20 protein-coding genes and 2 pseudogenes are annotated in these 23302 nt (G+C 40.9%); all 22 read right to left on the reverse strand.

Features of this window, described 5'->3' with window-relative positions; genetic code table 11:
- Window positions 1–6 precede the first annotated feature (6 nt).
- The 22 genes and pseudogenes from TSYNT_RS08600 to TSYNT_RS08710 all read right to left on the reverse strand — a co-directional run bounded on the left by TSYNT_RS08600 (window position 7) and on the right by TSYNT_RS08710 (window position 23276).
- Window positions 7–288, reverse strand: coding sequence for a hypothetical protein (locus TSYNT_RS08600; protein WP_238142676.1), 282 nt, complete (start codon window positions 286–288; stop codon window positions 7–9).
- A 95-nt stretch (window positions 289–383) separates the two neighbouring features.
- Window positions 384–611: a hypothetical protein gene (locus tag TSYNT_RS08605; RefSeq protein ID WP_059033113.1), complete on the reverse strand. Its 228-nt coding sequence runs from the start codon at window positions 609–611 to the stop codon at window positions 384–386.
- 200 nt (window positions 612–811) lie between these two features.
- The gene (locus tag TSYNT_RS08615; protein ID WP_059033117.1) at window positions 812–1054 is read right to left on the reverse strand and encodes a hypothetical protein; all 243 of its coding nucleotides are present in this window, start codon (window positions 1052–1054) and stop codon (window positions 812–814) included.
- Between the two features lie 165 nt (window positions 1055–1219).
- Window positions 1220–2212, reverse strand: a complete 993-nt coding sequence (locus tag TSYNT_RS08620) for an Rpn family recombination-promoting nuclease/putative transposase (RefSeq protein WP_059033119.1) — start codon at window positions 2210–2212, stop codon at window positions 1220–1222.
- Window positions 2213–2580: 368 nt separating this feature from the next.
- A complete protein-coding gene (locus tag TSYNT_RS08630) occupies window positions 2581–4512 on the reverse strand; it encodes an oxidoreductase (RefSeq protein WP_059033122.1) in 1932 nt (643 codons plus the stop codon).
- A gap of 596 nt (window positions 4513–5108) precedes the next feature.
- A pseudogene (locus TSYNT_RS08635) lies at window positions 5109–5753 on the reverse strand (terminase TerL endonuclease subunit); the annotation flags it as partial.
- 184 nt (window positions 5754–5937) lie between these two features.
- A complete protein-coding gene (locus TSYNT_RS08640; RefSeq protein ID WP_238142678.1) occupies window positions 5938–6426 on the reverse strand; it encodes a type IV toxin-antitoxin system AbiEi family antitoxin domain-containing protein in 489 nt (162 codons plus the stop codon).
- Window positions 6427–6576: 150 nt separating this feature from the next.
- Window positions 6577–6801 (reverse strand): annotated as a pseudogene (locus TSYNT_RS08645) (DNA methyltransferase); the annotation flags it as partial.
- A gap of 111 nt (window positions 6802–6912) precedes the next feature.
- On the reverse strand, window positions 6913–7038 hold the full coding sequence (locus TSYNT_RS12050; RefSeq protein ID WP_272947405.1) for a hypothetical protein: 126 nt from the start codon (window positions 7036–7038) through the stop codon (window positions 6913–6915).
- Window positions 7039–7177: 139 nt separating this feature from the next.
- Entirely contained in the window at window positions 7178–7423 is a 246-nt protein-coding gene (locus TSYNT_RS12125; RefSeq protein ID WP_059033127.1) for a M56 family metallopeptidase, read from the reverse strand.
- Window positions 7424–7425: 2 nt separating this feature from the next.
- Window positions 7426–7722, reverse strand: a complete 297-nt coding sequence (locus TSYNT_RS08655) for a BlaI/MecI/CopY family transcriptional regulator (protein ID WP_238142679.1) — start codon at window positions 7720–7722, stop codon at window positions 7426–7428.
- A gap of 78 nt (window positions 7723–7800) precedes the next feature.
- Window positions 7801–8037, reverse strand: a complete 237-nt coding sequence (locus TSYNT_RS08660; protein ID WP_059033131.1) for a hypothetical protein — start codon at window positions 8035–8037, stop codon at window positions 7801–7803.
- 486 nt (window positions 8038–8523) lie between these two features.
- Window positions 8524–11973: an S-layer homology domain-containing protein gene (locus TSYNT_RS08665; protein ID WP_059033132.1), complete on the reverse strand. Its 3450-nt coding sequence runs from the start codon at window positions 11971–11973 to the stop codon at window positions 8524–8526.
- Window positions 11974–12293: 320 nt separating this feature from the next.
- Entirely contained in the window at window positions 12294–14678 is a 2385-nt protein-coding gene (locus TSYNT_RS08670) for a Lon protease family protein (protein ID WP_059033133.1), read from the reverse strand.
- 12 nt (window positions 14679–14690) lie between these two features.
- Window positions 14691–15773 (reverse strand): lipid II:glycine glycyltransferase FemX, encoded by a 1083-nt coding sequence (locus tag TSYNT_RS08675; RefSeq protein ID WP_059033134.1) that lies wholly within the window; start codon window positions 15771–15773, stop codon window positions 14691–14693.
- Between the two features lie 90 nt (window positions 15774–15863).
- Window positions 15864–17465, reverse strand: a complete 1602-nt coding sequence (locus tag TSYNT_RS08680; protein WP_059033136.1) for a CTP synthase — start codon at window positions 17463–17465, stop codon at window positions 15864–15866.
- A 139-nt stretch (window positions 17466–17604) separates the two neighbouring features.
- Entirely contained in the window at window positions 17605–18243 is a 639-nt protein-coding gene (locus tag TSYNT_RS08685) for an MBL fold metallo-hydrolase (protein ID WP_059033137.1), read from the reverse strand.
- A gap of 126 nt (window positions 18244–18369) precedes the next feature.
- Window positions 18370–20079 carry an arginine--tRNA ligase gene (gene argS / locus TSYNT_RS08690; RefSeq protein ID WP_059033138.1) on the reverse strand — a complete coding sequence of 570 codons (1710 nt, stop codon included), beginning with the start codon at window positions 20077–20079 and terminating at the stop codon, window positions 18370–18372.
- Between the two features lie 91 nt (window positions 20080–20170).
- Window positions 20171–20752, reverse strand: coding sequence for an orotate phosphoribosyltransferase (gene pyrE, locus TSYNT_RS08695; protein WP_059033142.1), 582 nt, complete (start codon window positions 20750–20752; stop codon window positions 20171–20173).
- Between the two features lie 62 nt (window positions 20753–20814).
- Window positions 20815–21510 carry an orotidine-5'-phosphate decarboxylase gene (gene pyrF, locus TSYNT_RS08700; RefSeq protein WP_059033143.1) on the reverse strand — a complete coding sequence of 232 codons (696 nt, stop codon included), beginning with the start codon at window positions 21508–21510 and terminating at the stop codon, window positions 20815–20817.
- Between the two features lie 23 nt (window positions 21511–21533).
- Window positions 21534–22466: a dihydroorotate dehydrogenase gene (locus TSYNT_RS08705; protein ID WP_059033147.1), complete on the reverse strand. Its 933-nt coding sequence runs from the start codon at window positions 22464–22466 to the stop codon at window positions 21534–21536.
- Window positions 22467–22478: 12 nt separating this feature from the next.
- Window positions 22479–23276: a dihydroorotate dehydrogenase electron transfer subunit gene (locus tag TSYNT_RS08710; RefSeq protein ID WP_238142680.1), complete on the reverse strand. Its 798-nt coding sequence runs from the start codon at window positions 23274–23276 to the stop codon at window positions 22479–22481.
- Between the last annotated feature and the right edge of the window lie 26 nt (window positions 23277–23302).

A 23302-nucleotide genomic window follows, 5' to 3' on the forward strand; every position in this document is an offset into this window, starting at 1 on the left:
TAAATCCTAGGTAGCTTTAGCATCGGCTCCCTTAGTCTCTACAGACTTTTGATGGGCTTCTTCCAGTGCCTTTACCTTTTGTCTTTGCAGCTCTGTCTGTTTGGTTAGACTATCAGATTTAAGTTTTAAGCTGTCTAATTCTTTACCGTGCTTTCCCATCTCGGCACTTGCTAGCTTAAATTCGGACTGCACCTTTCTCATCTCTCGGTTTAAACTACTTATTCCATTTTGAAAGTCAATGGAGTCCAGACCTATTTTTACATTTAGCTGCCCGGTTTCTTTAGCCAATTTCTCACCACCTTTTGGCATGAAAAAAGCACCTGATTGCAAGGTGCCTGCTTAAGGTTTAAGTATGCGGTTCTATTCCTCGTCCAACCGATAACTTATCGTTCTTTGCTTTCCCAATACTTCTTTGCGTTATCATATATCTCATCTAAAGACATGCCCTCAAAGATTTCATCTTCTAGTTTTAAATAATCTTCTTTGCTTATGCCCTCAGCATAGCGTATAAACCTTAAAAATCCAGAATATCCTAATTCCTTTATCAACGCCCTAGAACCTTTTTCTATAATTTCTCTATCTGTAAATTTACTTTTCTCATTCAATAACATCAATGTCCATCTCCTTTCTCAGAAAATCTATGGGATTGTATAGTTTAATATTCTTAATTGTATCCTTTAATCTATCTCTGTTTTTTTCTACTGTTTTTATAAATTTATCATCACGGGTTATAAAGTATTCGCAATTCCCATAGACAGCTGATGTAAGATGTAATGGATCTTTATTTTTACAGTATCTACTAACAGATTTTTTACTTTGATAGCTCTTCAAAAGCCTTTCTGTGCTTAGATATTATCTTCTTAGCTACTCTATCTACTTTCTCATCACTTATCTGCATGCCTTCTGATTTGTTATTTGTCGCTTTGATATATTTTCCCTTTAAGCCTTTAAAGACATCCTTCGCATCTAACAACAATAGTTCTGTGCTTGAATAAAGGTCTTTCCTGGCTTTTCTCATACCAGTATCCGAATTTATATTATTCTTCTTAGCCATAAATCTTCACCTGCTTTAATTTTTTCACAGCAATATCTCTAGGTAATTTCTTGCGATATTTTGCACACCTAGTTCTTTTGCATACCTTAGCAGTAGCGAGTAGCGAAATGTTCCTGTTCTCTCGTGTGTCATTTACTTAAGTGTATAAGTGAGTGCCTGACACCTTTATTTTATATACTTTTTCACATCATCTAAGCTTTCATAGTCAAAGATGCCATCAATTATTATCTCTAAGGTAACTGAATCCAGCTTTGATATCTTGGATTTAAGTTCTTCCGGCAAAGGGCCGAACTTTCTACTAAGTAGTTTTAGTGCAGTTTTCGCAAGAGCTGCTACTTCACCTTTTTCCAGCCCTTCTTTTAAGCCTTCTTCTCTAAGTTTTTCAGCAAGTGTCATCACAACTTCACTCCCTTCGGGGTAAGTAGTTTCGATTTTCTTAACTATCTTGCTAACGTCCGAGCTTGTTAAGCTCTTGTCTACACTGAATATATAGCGCATAAGTGTTTCAAAGTATTCGGTTGCTGTTTGCTTATCTTCAAGTTCTTTTAGATATGCTATTGCTCTATCAATAGAATCCCATGCTCCTTTACCGCTTTTAGTAAATATGTCTCTTACTGTGGTAAAGAATATTTTAAGTTGTGCTTTTCCTTTTATTTCTTCATCTGTAAATCTTGATATATCATAAAGTAAATATTCATAGTTTGGTATGTATATCTTTACATCTTCGGCAAGCTTATCATATCCATTTATCATCTCTTTAAGAGCGGTACTTGCTTTCCATCTTTCTTTTCCGTGGTATATTACAAGAGGTATTATTATTGGAAGTTTATTTAGCTGTTCCTTTCTAACCTTTGCTTCCCAGATTTCTATCATATACTTTAAGAGTTGAAATGCTATGTCCTTTGATGGATAGCTTTTATGTTCAAAGAGAAAGTAGATATAGCCTTGTGTATTATTTATGTTTACTTTAAAGAGAAGATCTGAAAAGTTTTCTTCTAAGTCCTTGTTTATAAAGCTGTCTTTTTGAAGTTCAATAGTTTTAAGGTCTATAATGTCTAATATGCTTTGAGGCAAGTAGTTAGTAAAAAAGTCCTCTGCTACTTCTACATTGCCGAATATTTCTTTAAAGAATTTGTCATGGGGATTTTGGATTCCCATTTCATCACCTCTTTACCCTATTATACCTTATAATTTAAGAAGATAGTAGGGGGTAAGATCTTAAGAAACAAGTAGGACAGATGAGCGCAGAGGGACTGACCCCTTGTGTTGTCAGCAGCTCGTCATTCCCAAACAGCGTGAAAGCAACACAAAAGAACACAAAAGAACCGTCCCCGCGTGTTCCTCCTGGCGTGGTGGCGCGCAACAACACAAAAGAACCGTCCCCGCGTGCAGTTTGTGCCTTCTTTCTGGTAATAAAAAAAGAAGAGCCAACCGGTTAAGGCTGGTTCTTCTTGATTGTAGCACAGAGGGACTGACCCCTTGTGTTCTTGAGAGACTGACCCTTGTGTTCTTCTTTTTCTGTTCTTTTAAATCTTTACTGCAGCTCTTGCGCCTTCTTCGATTGCCTCAACAGCCTTTCTTGCCTTAACCGCATCACCAATTACATAAAGCTCCGGAACTTTGCCTTTAATTTTTTCCTCTAGCGGATTATATGCTTTTGCACCCATTGCAAGAATTACAGTGTCAAAACCTGCTATCTTTTCCTCTTTACCGTCTTTTTCACATACAACACCATCATCGAGGAATTCCTTTACTGTTGCGCCAGTAATTGCTTTCACACCGTATTCATTAAGTCTCTTGAGAAGGAAATACTTAACCGCATCCTGCTCGTCTTTTGCGATTTCTGGCAGCATTTCAACTATAGTTACTTTGTGAAGATGCTCGCCCAAAAAGTCTGCAGTCTCAACGCCTACCATACCGCCGCCAACTACAAGGACGTTCATTCCAACCTCTTTTTTGCCCTCCAAGACATCGATGGCTTTTACAAATTTCGGATTATCTATACCCTTGATATTCGGCATTAAGGGCACTCCGCCAGTTGCAAGTATAACTGCATCGGGATTTTCCTCTAGGATAAGCTCTTCTGTCGCCTCGACCCCCATCTTGTACTCTACTCCGTATTTCTTGCCCATTGTTATATAATATCTTAAGGCTTTAAGTATATCCTGTTTCGTCGGTGGTATAGCGCCTATTCTATACTGACCGCCCAGCACTTCCTCTTTTTCATAAACCGTGACTTTGTGACCCTTCTTAGCTGCAACCCATGCTGCTTCAAGACCGCCGGGACCTCCGCCCACAACGACAACCTTCTTAGGCGCTGCTGCTTTTTCGATTTTAAGTTCTCCTTCTCTGCCGGTAAAGGGATTGACCAAGCAGGAAATCTTCAAGTATTTCGGATCAAATAAGTAGCCTACGCACGCCTGCATACAACCTATACATGGTGAAATTTCATTTATCATGCCTGCTGCTGTTTTGTTGGGAAGCTCGGGATCTGCTATAGATTCTCGGCCCAGAGAAACCAAATCAGCTTTTCCGCCTTCTAATATGTCCTCTGCAAGATTTGGATCATTTATTCTGCCAACCGTTATTACCGGTATTTTGACTACTTTCTTTATTTCTTCCGCCGCATACACATTATATGCAGGGGGAACTGCAGATGGCGCAATAAGCCACGGTATGCTTCCATAGACTCCGGTGGAAACATGAAGCGCATTCACTCCTGCTTTCTCCATTTTTTCAGCCACAACTCTCGACTCGTCAATGGTTCTTCCGCCCGGAACTCTTTCATCACCGCTGAATCTGAATATTATAGGATAACCGTTTCCTACTTTGGCTCTGATATTCTTTACAATGTCCACGGGGAATTTCATTCTGCTGGTAAGGTCTCCGCCAAACTCGTCTATTCTCTTATTGGAGTATGCCGACATAAACTGAGCTATAAGATAGCCGTGGGCTCCATGCACTTCCACCCCATCAAATCCGGCATCGCGGGCTCTTACTGCTGCATCTCCAAATTTTTCAATTAAGTCATACACTTCTTCTGTGGTAAGTTCTCTAGGTATTTCTCTATCTACAGGGCAGGGGATGGGTGATGGCGCTACAGGCTGACTTCCAATAACTTCATGGGTTGTTTGCCTGCCTGCGTGGTGAAGCTGAACAACGATTTTTGCTCCATATTTATGTACTTCATCTACAAGCTCCTTCCAGCCGGGTACAAACTTGTCATCCCATATGCCGGGCTGCCACGGTATAGCCTTTCCAAGGGGGTCAATTGCGGTGACCTCAACAATAATCAAGCCATAACCGCCCTTTGATCTTGCAGCTAAATAATCAATCAACTGTTTTGAAACACTGCCATCCGGATTTGCAAAATTTGTTCCCATGGGTGGAACCACAAACCTGTTCCTAACCTCCATAGTCCCTATTTTAATGGGTGACAGCAATACAGGAAATTTCATAAAATAAGCTCCTCTCTAAACTTTAATTTTATTCTTAAAACTATAACTATACCAAAATGTAGCCATAGTTAAAAGCTGATTTAGGGGAAATATTAAAACTTGGACACAATAAAAGAACGTAGAAAGACTGAAAACAAAAGTTGTAAAACTCAAGAAGGGTTAGAGTAAACGGAAGGAAAAGTAATATTTTAGAAAATATCTATTATAATATTGATAATTAATATTGCTTATGTTAAAAGTATACCAGAGTTTTCCCAAAAAAGCAAACAAAATTATTATCATATTTATTTGAAGCGAGTGCGAGCCTTTAGCCAGTTCCTTACCACCTTTTGGGCATGAAAAAAGCACCTAATTGCAAGGTGCTCTTACTGCTTTCTCTTAAAATTTTTACGCAGATATTACAAAACACTATAGTGTCTTCGCTTAAAATAGCAAAGTGTAAATCATCAAGTCCTACCTGCGCCATTTTACATAACCTCTCCTATAGTAATGGGCATGAAAAAAGCACCTCGTTTGAGATGCCATTTCGGTATAAATAATTTTATAACTCATGCCCATATTCCCTATTGATGCGCTCGGCTACCTTATCCGCAGGTTTAAAACGCTAGCAATCCCCGTTCATCATACACCGATTTATCGCTTACTCCTTCATTCCGGATGCACCGATCTAAAACCATAATCAAGGCCACCGCACCATCAATCTTCTCTGTTGATTTCGCCTTATCCGATTTAATATTCCCCGCTGGGTCAGTGCGGATATGGATGTTGTCCATCGTCCAGGATAAAACCGGATAGCCACCATGAGCAATTCTTTTCTCCAGGGCCAGTTTCATCAGCTCTTTGGTAGGCGGGCTCATATCCTTAAAACCCTGGCTGAAAGGCACCACGGTAAAGCCTAGCCCTTCTAAATTCTGCACCATCTGCACTGCTCCCCAGCGGTCAAAGGCAATCTCCTGGATGTTGTAATCCTGGCCTAGTTCCTCGATGAATTTTTCAATAAAACCATAGTGTATCACATTGCCCTCGGTGGTTAATAGGTATCCTTGGCTTTGCCAAATATCATAAGGCACATGATCTCGCCGCACTTTTAAATCCAGGGTCTCTTCCGGCAGCCAGAAGTAGGGCAGGACGTAATATTTATCGTCACCTGGTATGGGAGGAAAAACTAAAACAAAGGCTGTGATATCAGTGGTACTTGATAAATCCAAACCGCCGAAGCATACTCGGCCTTTGATTTTTTCCGCATCCACATTGAATACAATAGAAAACCGCCTTTAAGAATAAGATTTTATTTATAGTTGCTCCCAGAAAGCCTTCGAATAAATTCTTCTTGGCAAAATAAATTTAGTAGCTGTTGCAATGGGATGCCTTGTTCTTTCGGTTGGTTTTTTAGTCTTGCTAAAACTGATGCCGCAATATTACCCATTACAGCCACACTCCTATATATGTCTGCACCTTATTTTTTATATTAAATATTTCAGCATACTCAAACAACTTTCTCACATTTTTCTTCGGATCTTTTATATAACGTTTTATAGCATTAGTAAATACTTCCTCCTCAAGTTTCTTTTCATAGCGAAGGACATCACATATAGTGCGGTCTCTGTCATATATTTTAACAGTTACCCCTTCAATTTTTATTTTGTCTATGCCGACCTGTAGAAATTTAGGCTCCAAATAAAAAGGCTCTATTAAGGGATACTTAATTGCGTACTGTGATTTTGTACTGTTTTTATCAACCGCTATTTGCCACGCCATCGGTATACGATCTGTATAGCCATAATGCAGTAATGCACTTTCGAGAAATATAACCGCTTGTGGAAATAGCCGTGCTATAATCGCCTCTTCCCGGCTAACATAGTCTGTCAGCTCGTAAAAGCCACGTTTAACCTTTGTAATAACTCCAGCATCCAAAAGTTTTTTTTATTTGGCGGCTTGAAAGTCCAAGTTCATTGAGCTCCGCTGTTTTGAGGATTCCTCCTCGTCTCTGAAATTCTTTTTTCAACTCTCCAATTATAACCATTCTGCACCTCGCGACCCGCTTTTGTTTTTCAAAGCGTGTTCTTAAGTGCATTTTACCTCATCATCCGAGCCTACATACTCAACGCATCTTTTTACTCCTACATCTACATATTTTTCGTCTAGTTCTATAGCATAGCAGATGCGATCTAGCTGCTCACAAGCGATGCCTGTTGAAAAACTTCCAGAGAAAGGGTCGAGAACAATGCTATTGGGAGCGCTGCTATTTTGTATGGGATATGCACAAAGGGCCACCGGTTTCTCTGTAGGCATCTTGTCGGGCACCTTAAGGTCAAAGTCAATAAAATCTATGGCTATATCTAAAGTGGAAAAAACTTTTTCGGCCTCATCAAAGCTAAATTGCTCTGTTTCCGTATTTTTTTACGGCTTTAAAGCTGTGTTGGTACCAGTCTCAGCATTTGTAAGGGTGCAGCAGCCAAGGGCTATGAAAAATATCAGAGCAATAGCCGATAGTTTGTATGAACCCTTTTTAAACATGTTTATCATGATAATTCTCCTCTCAATTTGCTCTTTGCCTTCATAAAAATATGCATAGAGCCTTTACCACAGAAAAACTCAATTTGCGTGTTTATTGCCATGTCTATTTGCCTTTTAGTAAAGGGTTCCGTTTCTTTTGTGCTGGGTATTAGGGCCTCACAAGTGATATGCTGTCTTTGCTGCCTGGCAAAAGGTTGAATATGCTTAGGTTGCTTTCAGGGGCAAAAGGCATCAATAGTCTTATTAATACAAGAAGCCATAAAATGTGATGAAATCTGGGTGTAAGTTTATCTTTAAATATTTTCCCGATAAAAAGAATGAGTAAGGCTATTGTTGTTGATGTCAAAGACGCATATAAAACCCTCAAGAATATTTTCTTTAATACAATAATCATTTTTAAAAACCCTCATCAATTAAATTTTCTATGGTTTTTTTAGATGCTTTTTTCTGTTCTAGAATATTTTCTAGATGTTTGATTTCCTTTTCTGTCAGTTCCTCTTGTTCTAGGAACTTTGAAAAAAGCATACCCACAGCACCATCATATACCCTGTGCAGAAAGGTTTTGTTTTCTGCTTTGATGTATTCATCACGAGATACTGCCGGATAGTAGATATAATTCCTTCCGGATTTTTTATGAGTTATAGCTTGCTTTTTAAGAAGTCTGTTTAAAATAGAAGGAATCGCTCTAGGCATCCTTTCTTTTACAGATTTAAACATTCAACAAATGAAAGTTAAATATTGATAATTATAATATTTAACTATAACATTTCTTTATTCTTCTTTCTGCTTTTTCAGTTCTTCTACTGAGTTCATATCAATGTCATCAAAAAACAGATTATAATCTCCATGTAAGTTTTTTGCTTCTCTTATCTGACTATCATATCCCGAATCTCTGATTACAAGCATTGAAAAGATTAGCATAACCGCTAATCCTACACCTGCCAAAAGTGGTATAGTTTTTCCTTTTTGCTTTTTTATATAGGAAAAAGCCAATTTAATTATCATCAAACTTTCTACCTCATCTTTGTATTTCTCATAAATATTTAAGGCTCATGATACTATGTCATACAAAATAGTTCTCCAGGCAATTTAAAAAATAAATACTTTATTAAATATCATATTTGCCTCCGTGCACCTATCCTTTTACACTTAAATTGCTTTTAATTATATTATACAGTAAACAGTAATATATATCATCCCTGATTTAAGGAATGGAAAAGGCCATCTTCAGGAGGTTTAAGAATGCTGCGCTTACTTGGAATCGATAAAAGTAACGATATAATGATAATAAGAAAGAACCCCACAAGTATCTCTACCTGTGAGGTGTCTGTGTTTTTTAGCTCAAACCCGCTGGTTGCCGTGCCCGTCCGTTTTTGACAAAACTCGGGCGGTGCCAGGCACCTTTGAAAAAAAAGAAGAACCAACCGGTTAAGGTCAGTTCTTCTTGATTGCTACTATTTCTTATAACACAGAGGGACTGTCCCCTTGTGTTCCTTATTGTAATGTTATAGTGTATTCGATACTTCCTCCGACTTGGAAAGTAACTACTGCTTTTATTTCGTTGCCTGCTACTAATCCGTTAGCTGATACATAGTCACTTATTGCTTCTTTTTTGATAGTTACTTTAGCGGGAGAAGTAGCTACAGTGTATTCTGCACTACTCAAAGTTCTAGTGCCTAGTTTAACTCCAGTAACTCCTCCACCATCATTTAGTGTAAAGCCAAGGTCAACATCAGCTGGGTTTGCAATATCAAAAGTTGTCGTCGTCGTTGCTGCTGTTGGTGGATTTATAACTGAAATATTTATTGTATAAGATACTGATGTTCCATCTTCGGCTTCGATATCAAATGTTAATGTTGCCGGAGTAACTGAAGTATTTAAAGCGACATTCTTAACTGTTGCTTTTGCATGAGTTGGCTTAATTACTACATCGGAAACTTTGAGGTTTGCTAAATTTGTTCCTGCTGGAAGTTTTACAGATGCTGGCGTTGCAGTTAAATCTGCTTCTACGCCTTTTACAGTTACCTTTTCAACGCTATTATCATCAGATTTTACATATACACTAAGTGTTTCATCTTGTAGTTCGCCTTTTAGTATCAACTTGACTGTATATGCTTTTCCTGGCTTTAATTCGCCTGGGTTTGTGCCAACACTTAGCGTTAAACCTGCATCAAATAGATTTTTTGTAGCTCCCGGGTTGACTTCCACAGAGTTAGCATTAGGACCAGTAGCTGCTACTTCTTGTTTTGTCTCATTATCTTCTACATAGAGTTTAAGGTCAGTAGGTGCAAATGTTACTAACTTGTTGGTATCATTTTTGTATTTAACATTGATGGTTTGATGTGCATCTGTGGCTTTTAGTGTTAGCTTACCATCTACTATATCTACTTTTCCTATTGTTGTAGTGTTAATATAAGTTACTGCCCCTGCTATTGGTGTTTCCTCTTCACCTGTAGCTTTTCCACTTACTGTTGCCGCAACGATTACATTACTGTCATCTAAGACGTAATTGATATATTTATAGTTCTTGAGAGTAGTTCTGCTTATCTTTTTATCTAAGTCGCTATCTTCATCTAGGCTGTAGAGTATTGCTGAGCTGTCAACTTTATAGGTACTACTGCCTATTTTTACATAGCTATCATTATAAGTGTATTCTGCGTTTGTTGTCGCTTTTTTATAGATGGTTGCTTCGCCCTTGTTGTTAAACTTGAAACATACAACTTTAGCTTTCGGGAAGTTTGCTGCATCGTCTATCTTATAATCTTTTTCGCCTTCGCCGAAGACATTGATTGTTGCATAGTATGAACCGCCTGATTTATAAGGTTTGTCAGTTACTACGCCGTAATAGAGGTCTTCTTCAGCGCCTTCGAACTCTTTGTTAAGCATTACGATAAACTTAGCATCTTTGCCCTTTTCTCCGAATACAAGCGCTTCATTCTTATCATTTATTGAGAGTGAAACGAACTTATCTACGGTTATAAGTGATGGATCAAGCTCACCATCAGTGTTTAATGCCTGCATAATTACTGTATCACTTGCAATGTAGAATCTGTTGTTACTGCCAAGGTCAACATACTTCTTATCGGCATCTTTTGTAAGTTTTCCACTAAAGGTCTCGCTATTATTTACAGTAGGTGTCATGCCAGTAATTATGGAAACTACTGATTTTTCTTTGGCAATTTCACTGTCGGATGTAAGTTTGTATTTTAGTGCTGCATAGCTTAATGGTGCAGTAGTATTGTCTACCGTGTTATAATACTTCAGATTAACTAAATCTCTAAATTCTGTTGAGCTTTCGGCTGTGTAGTCTACTTCTTCACCGTCTTTGTTGAAGACTGTAAGAGTGACATATCTGCCGTCTTTTGCATATGTTACTACGCCGTAGAGGTCGCCGCTTGTGGCTTTGGCTGCGCCGGTAACCAGCATAACTTCGCCGTTGAGGTCGATGACTGCTGTTACATCTTCATCAACAAAGTCTTCTACACTGTCAAGGTCTTCCCATACATCATAGTTATCGCCTTTGTCAAGGGTAACTACGGCATCGTCGCCTCTGTCATACCAGGTGCCATCAATTTTGATGGAATCTGCTTTTACAGCGTCTACGTTACCTTCTACTGAATCGTTCTTTACTACGATGTTGATCTCGTCATCATCTTCCCAGAAGAAGATAGCCGAGTATTCTTTGATGTCCTTTACATCTGCTTTTGAAAAGTCAGGATTGTAAACATATACATCATCATAATCGTCAAGATCTATCTCGTCATCGTCGCCATTTGTAGCATCGACGAAGCTTATAACGTTCTTGTCAACTTCTGTTACTACGCCTATCTTATCGAAGTCAAACAAGTTTGCAAATGCAATCTTGCCGCTTTCGCGAACAAATTTGCCATATGAACCTACAGGAATCTTTGAAAAATCAGATACTGAATCAAAGTTTACATAAGCTTCTGCACCAGTTGCTACATCGAATGTATCGTCTGCAACTTTAAGTTCGATTTCGTCTTTTGCAGGTGTTCCTTTTACTGTGTCAAGTAGGATATCTTTCGCATTTGTTGCAACATCTACAAATACTATCTCATCATCATCGTTAATCCATGCATCAACTTTAAGTCCAAACAATGCTTCGGGTGTTTCGTCGGTTAAGAGTGTGTAGACATCGGAATCTTCTACGTTACCTTTGCTGTCATATGTTGTAAGTTCGATTTCATCATCATCAAGTGTGCTGTCTACTCTTGCTATTGCTGTGACTCTTGCATCTTCCAGTTCGTCGATTTTCATCTTGGATAAGAAGGTGGTATCGGGATCTTCTTCATACTGCTTTAGATCGCCATAACCGGTTTGCTTTAGATGTGCAACGGTTAAGGAGTTGTCAACCATCATTACCACATCGCCGCGGATTGCGGGAACATCAGGTGATGCGTTAACATCGTCAAACAGTCCTAGATCATCGGCTTTGCCCATTACGCCTGCAGGCCATGGTGCGCCTTCCACTGTTACGCCGTAGTTCATGGCATATATAAGCATTTTTGCCATTTCGGCATATGTTACATTGGCGTTTCCTCTGAATGTTCCATCAGGATAGCCGTTGATAATTCCCTGGCCCACTCCCAGATTTATGTAGCCTGTTGCCCACTGTAGAGAGGGATCGGCGTTTACATCGGCAAACTTAGTCTGTCCCTTCATTAAGTCTGCAGAAGTTTCCAGGCCTGAGATTCTGATAATTATAGCCAGGGCCTCTGCTCTTGTGATGGGTTTGTCTAAGTTTAGATTGCCTTGGTCGTCGCCCTTTAAGTATCCGAGGGCCATTGCTCTTACTACTTCTTTGGGTAGATTCTCGTCAGTTACTTTTGCTGAAGAAGAAGTAGCTGCAAACCCTACTGTGAATGTGCTGAGCACAAACGCGAATACTAATAGGGTGACAAGTAATTTTTTTGCTTTCTTCATACTCAAATCCTCCTTTTAATTTTAAGAGATATTACTAAATTCCAGATAAAGGCATTTTACATTCCTCTCGGTGTTATCTCCCTCCCTTTCCAAATAGTTATTGAAAACATTGAAGGGCCATGAAACACTGAAACAGAGCAATTATAAATGTAACATTACGTATTGATTTATAATTGCTCGCCGAAATTGAAAGTTAAAGAGAAACTTTAACTTTTATCAAGGTGTCAATGTCCCGCATCTAGCAATATTATAGCATCGGTCAGGTAAGTGGTCAACATTTTTGACAAAATGTAACACAAATGTAATATCTAAAAGCAGTGTTATTTCTCGCCTGCGACGAATTTCTTGGCGTTTTCAGCCATGTTCTTCAAGGATTCTTTGACCTTGCCGTGAAATTCTCCTGCCGGCATCCCTGTCATAATCTCTATAACATCATCAAAGGTTTCGGCAGCATAAATATGGAACTTTCCTTCTTCGGCAGCCGATACCACCTCAGGTTTTAGCATGAGGTTTGTAATGTTTTGGCAGGGAATTACAACACCTTGGGTTCCGGTAAGCCCCTTGAGCTTGCATGCATGATAAAAACCTTCTATCTTGTAAGTAGTGCCGCCTACCGGCTGAATCCTTCCGTGCTGGTCAAGGGAACCTGTAACCGCTATATCCTGACGCACAGGCACCGAAGATATGGCAGAAAGCAGCGCAATAAGTTCCGCGCAGGTTGCGCTGTCGCCTTCCACTCCACCGTAGTTTTGTTCAAAGGTAAGGCTTGCAGATATGCTAAGAGGTATATCCTTTGCATACTTTTCGCCCAGATAACCTGTAAGGATCATAACAGCTTTGTCGTGGATCTTGCCGCTCATCTTTACTTCCCGTTCGATGTTCACCACACCGGAATTTCCAAGATACGCTCTTGCGGTAATGCGAGAAGGCTGGCCAAAGATGTAGTCTATGGTATCTAGCACCGAAAGCCCGTTAACTTGGCCGACAGCAGTGCCTTCTGTGTCTACCAGAATTTCTCCTCTTTGAATCGCAGAAAGCAGGCGTTCTTCTATGCGGTTGGAGCGGTAGACCTTTTCTGCCACAGCCTTTTCTACATCTTCCTTGTCTGCGATGCTCTTTTCGGCAAGCTGAGCCCAGGTGCTTGCTTCATAAAGCACGTCCAAGATTTCATTAAATCTTGTGGAAAGTTTTGTCTTGTCTTCTGCAAGGCGGGAGCTGTAGTCTATAATCTCGGCAACACCGTCCGGATTAAAGTCCAAAAGTCCCCTTGTTTTTACGATGTCTGATATCAGCTGAGCATATTTTTTAATGTTTTGGGCGTTCCGGTCCATCTCTACATCAAAATCGACTTTGACCTTAAAAAGTTTCTTGAAATCTTCATCATACACATTTAGCAGGCTGTAGATATAGGGATTTCCGATAAGGATAACCTTAACATCTATGGGAATTGCCTCAGGCCTTAATGTAACAGTTGGGAAAAGCAGGTATTCCTGACCTATATTTTCTGGCCTTGACTCGCCGTTTGTAAGCGTTCTCTTTAGGGCATCCCAAGCATAAGGCTCCTTAAAAAGATCTGCGGCTTCGATGATAAGATAGCCGCCGTTTGCCCGGTGGATCGCACCGCTTTTTATAAGCATAAAATCTGTGACTACAGTGCCGAAGCGGGCCTTACCCTCTACTTTTCCAAAAAGGTTGTAATATGTAGGATTTGTCTCAAACACCACAGGAGCATGAGCGGCAGATTTATTGTCAACGAATACATTTACCTGATATCTTTGGAAAAACTCTGATGGAGCAGGACCCGGATAAAAAGGCAGAAATTCCATGCCTTCAGGCCTTTCCTTTTTCTCTTCCTTTATAATACCCAGGTTTTCTACAATATCATCTTTTGCCGCCTTAAGATATTCCAGAACTTTTTCATAATCGCTGTAATCTTTCATCACATCTTCAAAAAGAGGGCTTATTACTGCAAGAGCGGTATCCTCCTCTAATTTTACCATTTCTTCTCTGACGGCTTTGTCAAGAGAGCGCATTTTTCGCATGGCTTCATCGATCTCATTTTGAATCTTGCGGCCTTTTTCTTCCAGTATTTTCTTCTGTTCAGGAGTAAGCGCCTCATATTCTTCCTGGCTCATGGGTTTTGGAGGTATTTCCCTAAAAGACAGCGGTATAGCTATGATGCCCTGGACGGTTTTTTGAAGCAGAAATCCTTCCGCTTTGGCAATTTCATCCAGTTTGGAAAGAATCTCCATGGATTTTTGCTGATACCGTTCAATAATCTCCTGCCGCTGTTTTTCGAAGCTTTCATCGGCGAAGGCTCTGGCTATCTCAGAACGGATATCTTCGATTAGTTTTTCCATATCTTTTGCAAATTCAGAGCCTTTTCCCGCCGGCAGGCTTATGGCAATGGGTTTTTCCGGTTTTGCAAAGTTGTATACATAGACTATATCATTTGGGACAGGTTTTGATTCGGCAGCTTTTGTGACTGCTGCCCTTGCATAGCTTGTCTTGCCGGTGCCGGTAAGACCTGTCATAAAAATGTTGTAGCCTTTAAGGTCTATCTTGAGGCCAAACTCCATAGAACGCACAGCCCGCTCCTGACCTATTATATCTGTTGGAGGAACCAGCTCTTTTGTGGTTTGAAAAGTAAAAATAGACTTATCGCATTTTTCTCTTAGCTGATCATGTTTAAGTTTTGTCAGCATATACGCACCTTCTCATGATTTTTTTATTTGCCTGAAAAAGTTAACCACATTTTGTCTTGCCTTGCGGTATGCCGGGATCACGCTTACCCAAAGATAATAAAAAAACGGCGAAAACGGCATATCAAACTCACCTATAAATTCGACAAACTCACCGCCAAATCCTTTTTTAAATCTGTAAAGTCCGTAAAGTGGATTGTCAGGAGAGGTGTCGCCGGAAACCCCACGAAAATCATACATGGTGCAGTTATTCTCTTTCGCCCATTGAATCATAGCCCACTGAAGGGCATAGTTCGGCATTACATTGCGATCTTCGTTAGAAGATGCTCCGTATATATACCAGGCCTTGTCGCCGAATATGAAAGCTAAAGTGCCGGCTATATACTTCCCTTCGTATTCTGCCATAAAAAGTCTTGCCATACCGCTTTCTACGAGGACATCCCAAAGAGTTTCAAAGTATTCAAAACTTCTTACTAAAAACTTGTCTCTTATGCAGGTTTCCTGCAGTATTTCATAAAACGGCTTTAAATCCTCTTTTGTGCCAACCTTGACTTTAACTCCCCTTCGCTCTGCAAGGCGGATATTGTAGCGGGTCTTACTGTGAAAATTAGCTGCCACATCCTCCAGTGGCTTGCTGATGTCCAGGCGAAACACAAACTTCGGCTGGACGCCTTCAAAGTCCTTGCCGGAATCCACCGGTTTAAATCCCAGGGACTTTAGATTGCGGACAACTTCATTGTTGGGTGCCTTTATATCCGGATCTATTTTCATAAGTATGGCGCCGTGCTGCTTGGCAAGAGACTTCACATAAGTAAACAAAAATCGCAATACGGCTTTGTCGGTGTAGTCTGCCACAGGTCCTCTGGGAGCGTAGAAGATGCATTTGTTAAAACCCGGGATAGGCAATTTTCTTTTTAATATGGAAATCCCGGCTTTCGGCTTGCCTTCATCCATTACCAGGAGCCTTATGGGCTGCCAGCCGGTGCTGCGCTTTACCTCCCCCCACTCATAGGACTGAAGCACATGCCCTTTTGGCCCATAAGCCATAAAATTGTTAAAAATATCTTTTTCGGTTTCATCTATGATTTTTATTTCCATTTATATCGTAAAACCTCCAAGCAATGTTATAAAAAAGTCAGCCTTTCTTCTATTATACACGATTAGGCTGACTATTAAAGGATTTAAATATTATTTTTTCTCAAGAGATGCTTTTATGAACCGGCTAAACAGGGGATGAGGCCTGTTGGGCCTGGATTTAAACTCAGGATGGAACTGGGAGCCTACAAACCACGGATGATCTTTAAGCTCTATTATCTCTACAAACTTATCGTCAGGCGATATTCCGGAAAGCTCCATACCTGCCTTTTCAACCACTTCTCTATATGAGTTATTAAATTCATAGCGGTGGCGGTGGCGCTCATGTATCAGCTCTGTGCCGTAAGCCTGCATTGCCAGGCTTCCCTTTTTAAGCTTGCAGGGATGGCTGCCAAGGCGCATGGCACCTCTTTCTTTTCCCGGCTCTTCAGGCGGAAAATCAAATATTGGGTAAGGAGTTTCCGGATTTACTTCTGTAGAATGGGCATCTTTTAGGCCGCATACATTTCGGGCAAACTCTACTACAGCAGATTGCATTCCTATTCCAATACCGAAAAACGGTATCTTGTTTTCTCTTGCATATTTTGCGGTCATTATCATGCCGTCTATGCCCCGCTCACCAAAGCCACCCGGTACTATGATGCCCTCTATCCCGCTGAAAATCGAGGAAAAGTCCGCATCTTCGCATTCCAGTTTTTCAGAAGATATCCATTTTATGCTTACCCTTGCGTTATTTGCTACACCTCCGTGGGTTAAGGCTTCAGCTACACTGATATACGCATCTCTCAGTTCCACATACTTGCCTACAAGGGCAATATTTACATGGTGCAGTGGGTTTTTTATCTTTCTTACAATCTCTTCCCATTCTGAAAGGTCTGCTTTTTTGCCGTCAACTCCCAGTTTTTTTGCGACTATTTCATCAAGGCCTTCGTCTCTTAAGACAAGAGGCACTTCATATATTGTTTCCACATCATTGTTCTGAATTACGCATTCAGGCTCCACATTGCAGAAAAGCGCTATTTTTTCCTTTACGTCCTGCGGTATCACCCGTTCGCTGCGGCATACAATGATATCAGGCTGAATACCGATACTCCGAAGCTCCTTTACGCTGTGCTGAGTAGGTTTTGTCTTCAGCTCGCCGGCTTTTGCGATATACGGCACTAGGGTTACATGCACATAAAGAACGTTTTCTCGCCCTACATCGGTCTTCATCTGTCTTATAGCCTCCAAAAAAGGCAGGCCTTCTATATCCCCTACGGTGCCTCCTATTTCAGTGATTACCACATCGGCCTTTGATTCTTTTCCTACCTGCATTATCCGCTCTTTGATTTCATTTGTTATATGAGGTATAACCTGAATAGTTTTACCGCTGTACTTTCCTTCCCGCTCTTTTTTAATAACAGACCAGTAAATAAGTCCTGTGGTAATATCACTGTTTTTAGTAAGATTTACATCAATAAATCTTTCATAGTGACCTAAATCAAGGTCAGCTTCTCCTCCATCATCTGTTACAAAAACCTCTCCGTGCTGATAGGGACTCAGTGTTCCGGTATCCACATTAATATAGGGGTCACATTTCTGCATGGTGACAGATAGACCCCTACTTTTCAACAGACGGCCGATAGAAGCTGCCGTTATACCTTTTCCCAGGGAAGAAATAACTCCTCCTGTTACAAATATGTATTTAGTTGGCATTTTTGAATCCCCCTTGAAATTTATCTTAAAAAGACAATTACATTCTATTTTAGTCATTCGCTATAGTGGTTGTCAATAGATAAACCTACAAAAAATCCCCAAAAGGTAAAACTCTTAAGGGGATTTATAGGGCTATATTTTATTCGTAATTTAATATTATCACGCGTCTTTCGTCTCCAAGGGTTTCCGGCGTTATCTCAATAGTATTGGAATCAATCCGCTCCGCATTTCCAATCTTTTCTACAAATTTGTCCACCGGATCAATTGGCATGCTTACCGCCGGTGTCTTATAGTGCATGGGAATTACAATCTTTGGAGAAATTTGATCTATTACAGCTAGAGCTCCCTCGGCATTTACCGTAAATGTGCCGCCTACGGGAATCAATAAAACATCTATGTCGCCGATTTCCTCCAGCTGGCTCTTAGAAAGCAAATGGCCCAGGTCTCCAAGGTGGCAGATTCTTAAACCGTCGATTTCGAACACAAAGATTATATTGGGTCCTCTTTTTGCTCCCTTTGCCTCATCGTGAAAGGCCGGAACTCCCTTTATGTTTATACCGTCTATTGCACATTCGCCTGCTGATCTTATAACTTCCGGCTCGCCTTGAATTCCTTCCACATAATTATGGTCATAATGTTCATGACTTACAGTTACTATATCTGCTTCTACCATCGGTATCTTATAGCCTACACTGCCGTCAAAGGGGTCGGTGACTATTTTGGTACCGTCATTTGCTTCCAATAAAAAGCAAGAATGACCCAACCATCGAATCTTCACAATATGCAACCTCCCTTTCTTTCCCAATTTATTTTATTGGAATAAAATCGTCCTAACTAATATATATTCTTGCTAAAAGTTAAAATTCCTTCTTTATGTAAGGCATTTATCTTTCTAAGAAATTAGTTACATACGGTCGGGGGCACTGATGCCTAGTATGCTGAGAGCATTTTTTATAACCTGCTGAGCCGCCATTACCAGCAAAAGTCTTGCTGTGGTAAGGTCCTCATCATCTGTCAGTACTCTACATTTATTATAAAAGGAATGAAATACAGAGGCAATCTCTTGAGAGTAAACCGTAATTCGGTATGGTGCAAGGTTGTCTGCCGCAAGCCTTATCTCACCGGGAAAATCAGCCATCTTTTTAATAAGATCTGTCTCTGCCTCTTCTGTAAGAAGCTCAAGATATTTGCTTATTTCTTCCTCGGAAAAATTATTTATATCGGGAATACCGACTCCCTGCTCTGCTGCCTGCCGCAGTATACTGGATATTCGCGCATGGGCATACTGCACATAATATACAGGGTTGTCTTCTGATTGTTTTATTGCCAAATCCAGGTCAAAATCCAGATGAGTATCGGCACTTCTAAGGTTAAAGAAAAATCTGGCTGCATCTTTTCCTACTTCTTCTATGATATCGCTAAGGGTTACTGCCCGGCCTGTGCGCTTCGACATACGGGCTATTTCGCCGTTTCGGTAAAGCCTTACAAGCTGAATAATAATCACAGTAAGTTTGTCCGGATCATAGCCTAAGGCTTTAAGCGCCCCTTTCATCCTGGCTACATGACCGTGGTGATCGGCTCCCCAGATATCTATCACCCAATCAAAACCCCTGTCGAATTTATTCTTGTGATAGGCAATGTCTGAGGCAAAATAGGTAGGCAGGCCGTTTGCTCGAATAAGCACTTCATCCTTCGCCTCGCCTAAGGCTGAAGCCTTAAACCACAATGCCCCGTCTTTTTCGTAGGTGTAGCCCTTTTTTGTAAGCTCGCTTATAACTTCATCTACTTTTCCGCTTTCATAAAGGCTCTGTTCGGAAAACCACACGTCAAAATGCACGCCAAAGGCTTCTAAATCTTCTTTCATGCGCTGGATATTCTTTTTTAGGGCATATTCTATAAAATAAGCTCTTCTGGTTTTAGAGTCCATATTTAAGAACCTGTCGCCTTCTTTTTCGATAAGTTCCTTCATATGCTCCGTTATATCTTCTCCATGATAGCCTCCCTCAGGTATTTCGGCGTCCTTGCCCAACAGCTGTAGGTAGCGGGCTTCAAGAGAAAGGCCGAAGTTTTCAATCTGATTGCCGGCATCATTTATGTAAAATTCCCTTGTAACATCATACCCCGTCATTTCAAGTATTGATGCCAGAGCATCGCCTAAAGCTGCTCCTCTGGCGTTTCCCATGTGCATGGGACCGGTGGGATTTGCGCTTACAAACTCCACTTGGACTTTTGTGCCCTTTCCTATGTTGCTTTTCCCAAAGTCTCTGCCGTATTTCAAAACATCATATATAACGGCATTTGCCCAAGTAGGCACAAGATAGAAGTTTATAAAGCCGGGGCCTGCTATCTCTACTTTTTCAATTAGAGGCTCCTTTTCCATATCTATTCTGTCTGCTATGATTTTGCCGATTTTTGCAGGCGCCATCCTAGCTTCCCTTGCAAGAATCATGGCAATATTTGAGGCAAAATCCCCATGTTCTTTGTCTTGCGGAACTTCCATGTAAAAGTCAGGTATATCTTTAACAGGTAGTGCGCCTTCTTCTATGGCTGCCTTTAAAGCAGATAAAATTGCATTCTTTAGTTTTTGCTGAACTTCTGTCTTTAGATCTTTCATAAAATCCTCCTGCAAAATGTGTTTCAATGGCAAAGCTAGTTTGCGCAAATAAATTCTACCACTCAAAGATTCGAATTGCAACAAGCAGGCTTTATTGCTGCTTTTTTCTGCTGCCGGGCTTTTCTATGGGGATATTTTCTTTGCACAGGGGGCATTCTTCAGGCAGGTAGGACTCTACCTCAAGGTTTAATGCATAATAAGCAGGCACCCCGAAATCCACCTTACCCCCGCTGCGGTCCACCAGTGCCGCAACAGCCGCTATATCTCCTTTAAGTTCCTTTACTACTGATATAACTTCTTTTACAGATCCTCCGGTAGTTACAACATCTTCTACCACAAGCACTTTTTCACCGGGCTTTATGGTAAATCCGCGGCGAAGAGCCATCTTTCCGTCCTCTCCTCTTTCCGTAAAAATCGCTCTGGCATCCAGCTGTCTTGCCATCTCATAGGAAACTATAATTCCTCCCATGGCAGGTCCTATTACTGTCTGAATGCCCAGATCTTTTACATTTTCAGCGAGCTTTTTTACGACCTGCTCTGTAGCCTTCGGATATTGAAGAAGTTGGGCGCACTGCAGATATTTGTTGCTGTGGCGGCCGGAGGTCAGTAGAAAATGGCCGGTCTTAAGGACATCGGTCTCATAAAAAAGTTTTAATATCTCATCATCTGTCATGAAAATTTCTCCTTTCAAATATGCCGATTTTTTGCTGCTTTTAATATATCATATCTTCACCTTTATTGAAATAGCTTGCTAAGAGCATCGAGGGGATCTGCCGCAGCGGTAACCGGCCGCCCCACTACTATATAGTCCGCCCCTTTGTCTAAAGCCTGAGCCGGTGTCATTATCCGCTTTTGATCGCCTGCTGCTGCCCAAGTCGGCCTTACACCCGGAGTCACTATGAGAAAGTCCTTTCCTACCGTCTCTCTTATAGCGGATATTTCTTTAGGAGATGCTACAACACCGTCAAGCCCTGCTTTTTTTGCAAGATATGCCAGAGTTTTTACTTGCTCCTTCGGCATCTTATCTATATTCATGGCTGCAAGATCTTTTTCATCAAGACTTGTAAGCACTGTGATGGCAAGTAAAATTGGTTTTTTGCCACTCTGTGCGCCTTCTGCCGCTTCTTTTGCCTTTGTCATCATCTCCAGCCCTCCGGAAGCATGTACGTCAAGCATAAACGGGCCGGCGCTAATGCAGGATTTAACAGCGCCGGCTACTGTGTTTGGAATATCATGGAATTTTAAATCTAAGAAAACCTTGCATCCTTCATCATTGATTTTTTTTACGATTTCAGGACCAGAGGCACAGAAAAGCTCTAATCCTACTTTAAAAACAGATATTTTATCCTTTAAAAGCCTGACAATATCAAGGGCCTTTCTGTCATCCGGCGTATCTAAAGCTATGATAACCTTATTATAGTCGTAGGTCATAAATAACTGCCTCCTTTAAAATACTAAATATTGTTTTTACCGTTCCTTGCAGCTCCGATTAAACTTTCCATAGATTGACCTTTCATTTTAACATAGGATTTTATGCCTTCTATAATTTCAAGAGGAGCAGTAGGATTTACAAAATTTGCGGTGCCTACGGCCACTGCTGTTGCACCTGCCAAAATAAATTCTACCGCATCTTGCCATGTAGTTATGCCGCCCATCCCTATAACAGGCACATCTACTGCATCGCACACTTCCCAAACCATTCGAAGCGCTATAGGTTTTACTGCAGGTCCTGATAGGCCTGCAAATGTTCTTGAGAATACAGGCTGCTGTTTATCAATGTCTATTGCCGCGCCAACAATGGTGTTTATAAGGGAAAGTGCGTCTGCTCCTGCGGATACTGCGGCTTTTGCTATTTCCTGAATATGGGTCACATTTGGAGAAAGTTTGGCTATTATGGGAAGATTTGTGGCTTTTCTCACGGCTTCTATTACTTCAAAGGCGCTTTTTGGATCCTGGCCGAATGCAAGGCCGCCTTTTTCTACATTGGGGCAAGAGATGTTCACCTCTAATGCCGCAAGTTTTTTTAAAGTCGAAAGTTTTTCTGCAGTTTCCTGATATTCTTCAATCGTATCACCGTCGATATTGGCGATTACCGGAATGCTGAGCTTAGAAAGATAAGGCCATTCTTCTTCTATAAACTTTTCTACGCCGGGATTTTCAAGCCCCACAGAGTTTAGCATACCGGCAGGAGTCTCCCATATGCGGGGAGGCGGGTTTCCCTCCTTAGGAAGAAGGGTAAGGCCCTTTGTCACAAGGGCCCCAAGTTTATTTACATCATAAAAATCCCCATACTCCCTGCCAAATCCAAATGTCCCCGATGCTGTCATCACAGGATTTTGTATTGTAATTCCTGCTATATTGACACTTATATCAATACTATCCTTCATTTAGATTCTCCTTTAGCAAAGTTCTACTTCGCAAGCCTTAAAAACCGGACCATCCTTACAGACCTTTTTGTATCCGCCGAAAGAAGATTTTACCGAGCACCCCAGGCATGCTCCTACGCCGCAGGCCATGCGCTGTTCCAGGGAAAGATACGCCAAAATATTTTCCCGCTGAGTAATTTCCTTTATCTTTACCAGCAGAGGTTTGGGACCACAGGCATATATGATGGGGGGTGCGGCATTTTTCCAACTTTTAAGCAGATTTTCTAATATATCAGTAGGAAACCCCTTGTATCCGAAACTTCCGTCATCAGTTGTAATTGACAAGTTTATACCCGGGCACTTTAGATAATCTGTTCCAAAAATTTCACTTTCAGTTGTAAAGCCTAAGATAACAGAAGCGCTGCTATTGCTTTTTAAAGCGATTTTTTTTGCAAGATATAAAATAGGTGCTGTGCCGATGCCTCCTGCGATTATGATAGGATATGAGTCTTTAGGAGGCATGTAAAATCCGTTTCCCAAAGGGCCTATAATGTCCGCTTTTTCGCCGGGAAGTTTTTCGGAAAGAAGCTTCGTGCCTTCTCCTACTACCCTGTATATTATATCTATCCGGCCATTTTTTTCATCAGCATCTGCTATACTTATAGGTCGTCGAAGGAGAGGGGCAAGGGCTTGAGAGCAGCGAATGTGGAGAAACTGGCCGGGCTCTGCTGTTTTTGCTATATCAGGCGCTTCAAGCTTCATATTATAAATTCCCGGCGCTATTTCTGTGTTTTGCACAATTGGCGCCATTAACACAACAGGTTTTCTCAAGTTAATGTTCCTTTCCTTTGTGATAT

This window comes from Tepidanaerobacter syntrophicus (assembly GCF_001485475.2).
Lineage (GTDB): Bacteria > Bacillota > Thermosediminibacteria > Thermosediminibacterales > Tepidanaerobacteraceae > Tepidanaerobacter > Tepidanaerobacter syntrophicus.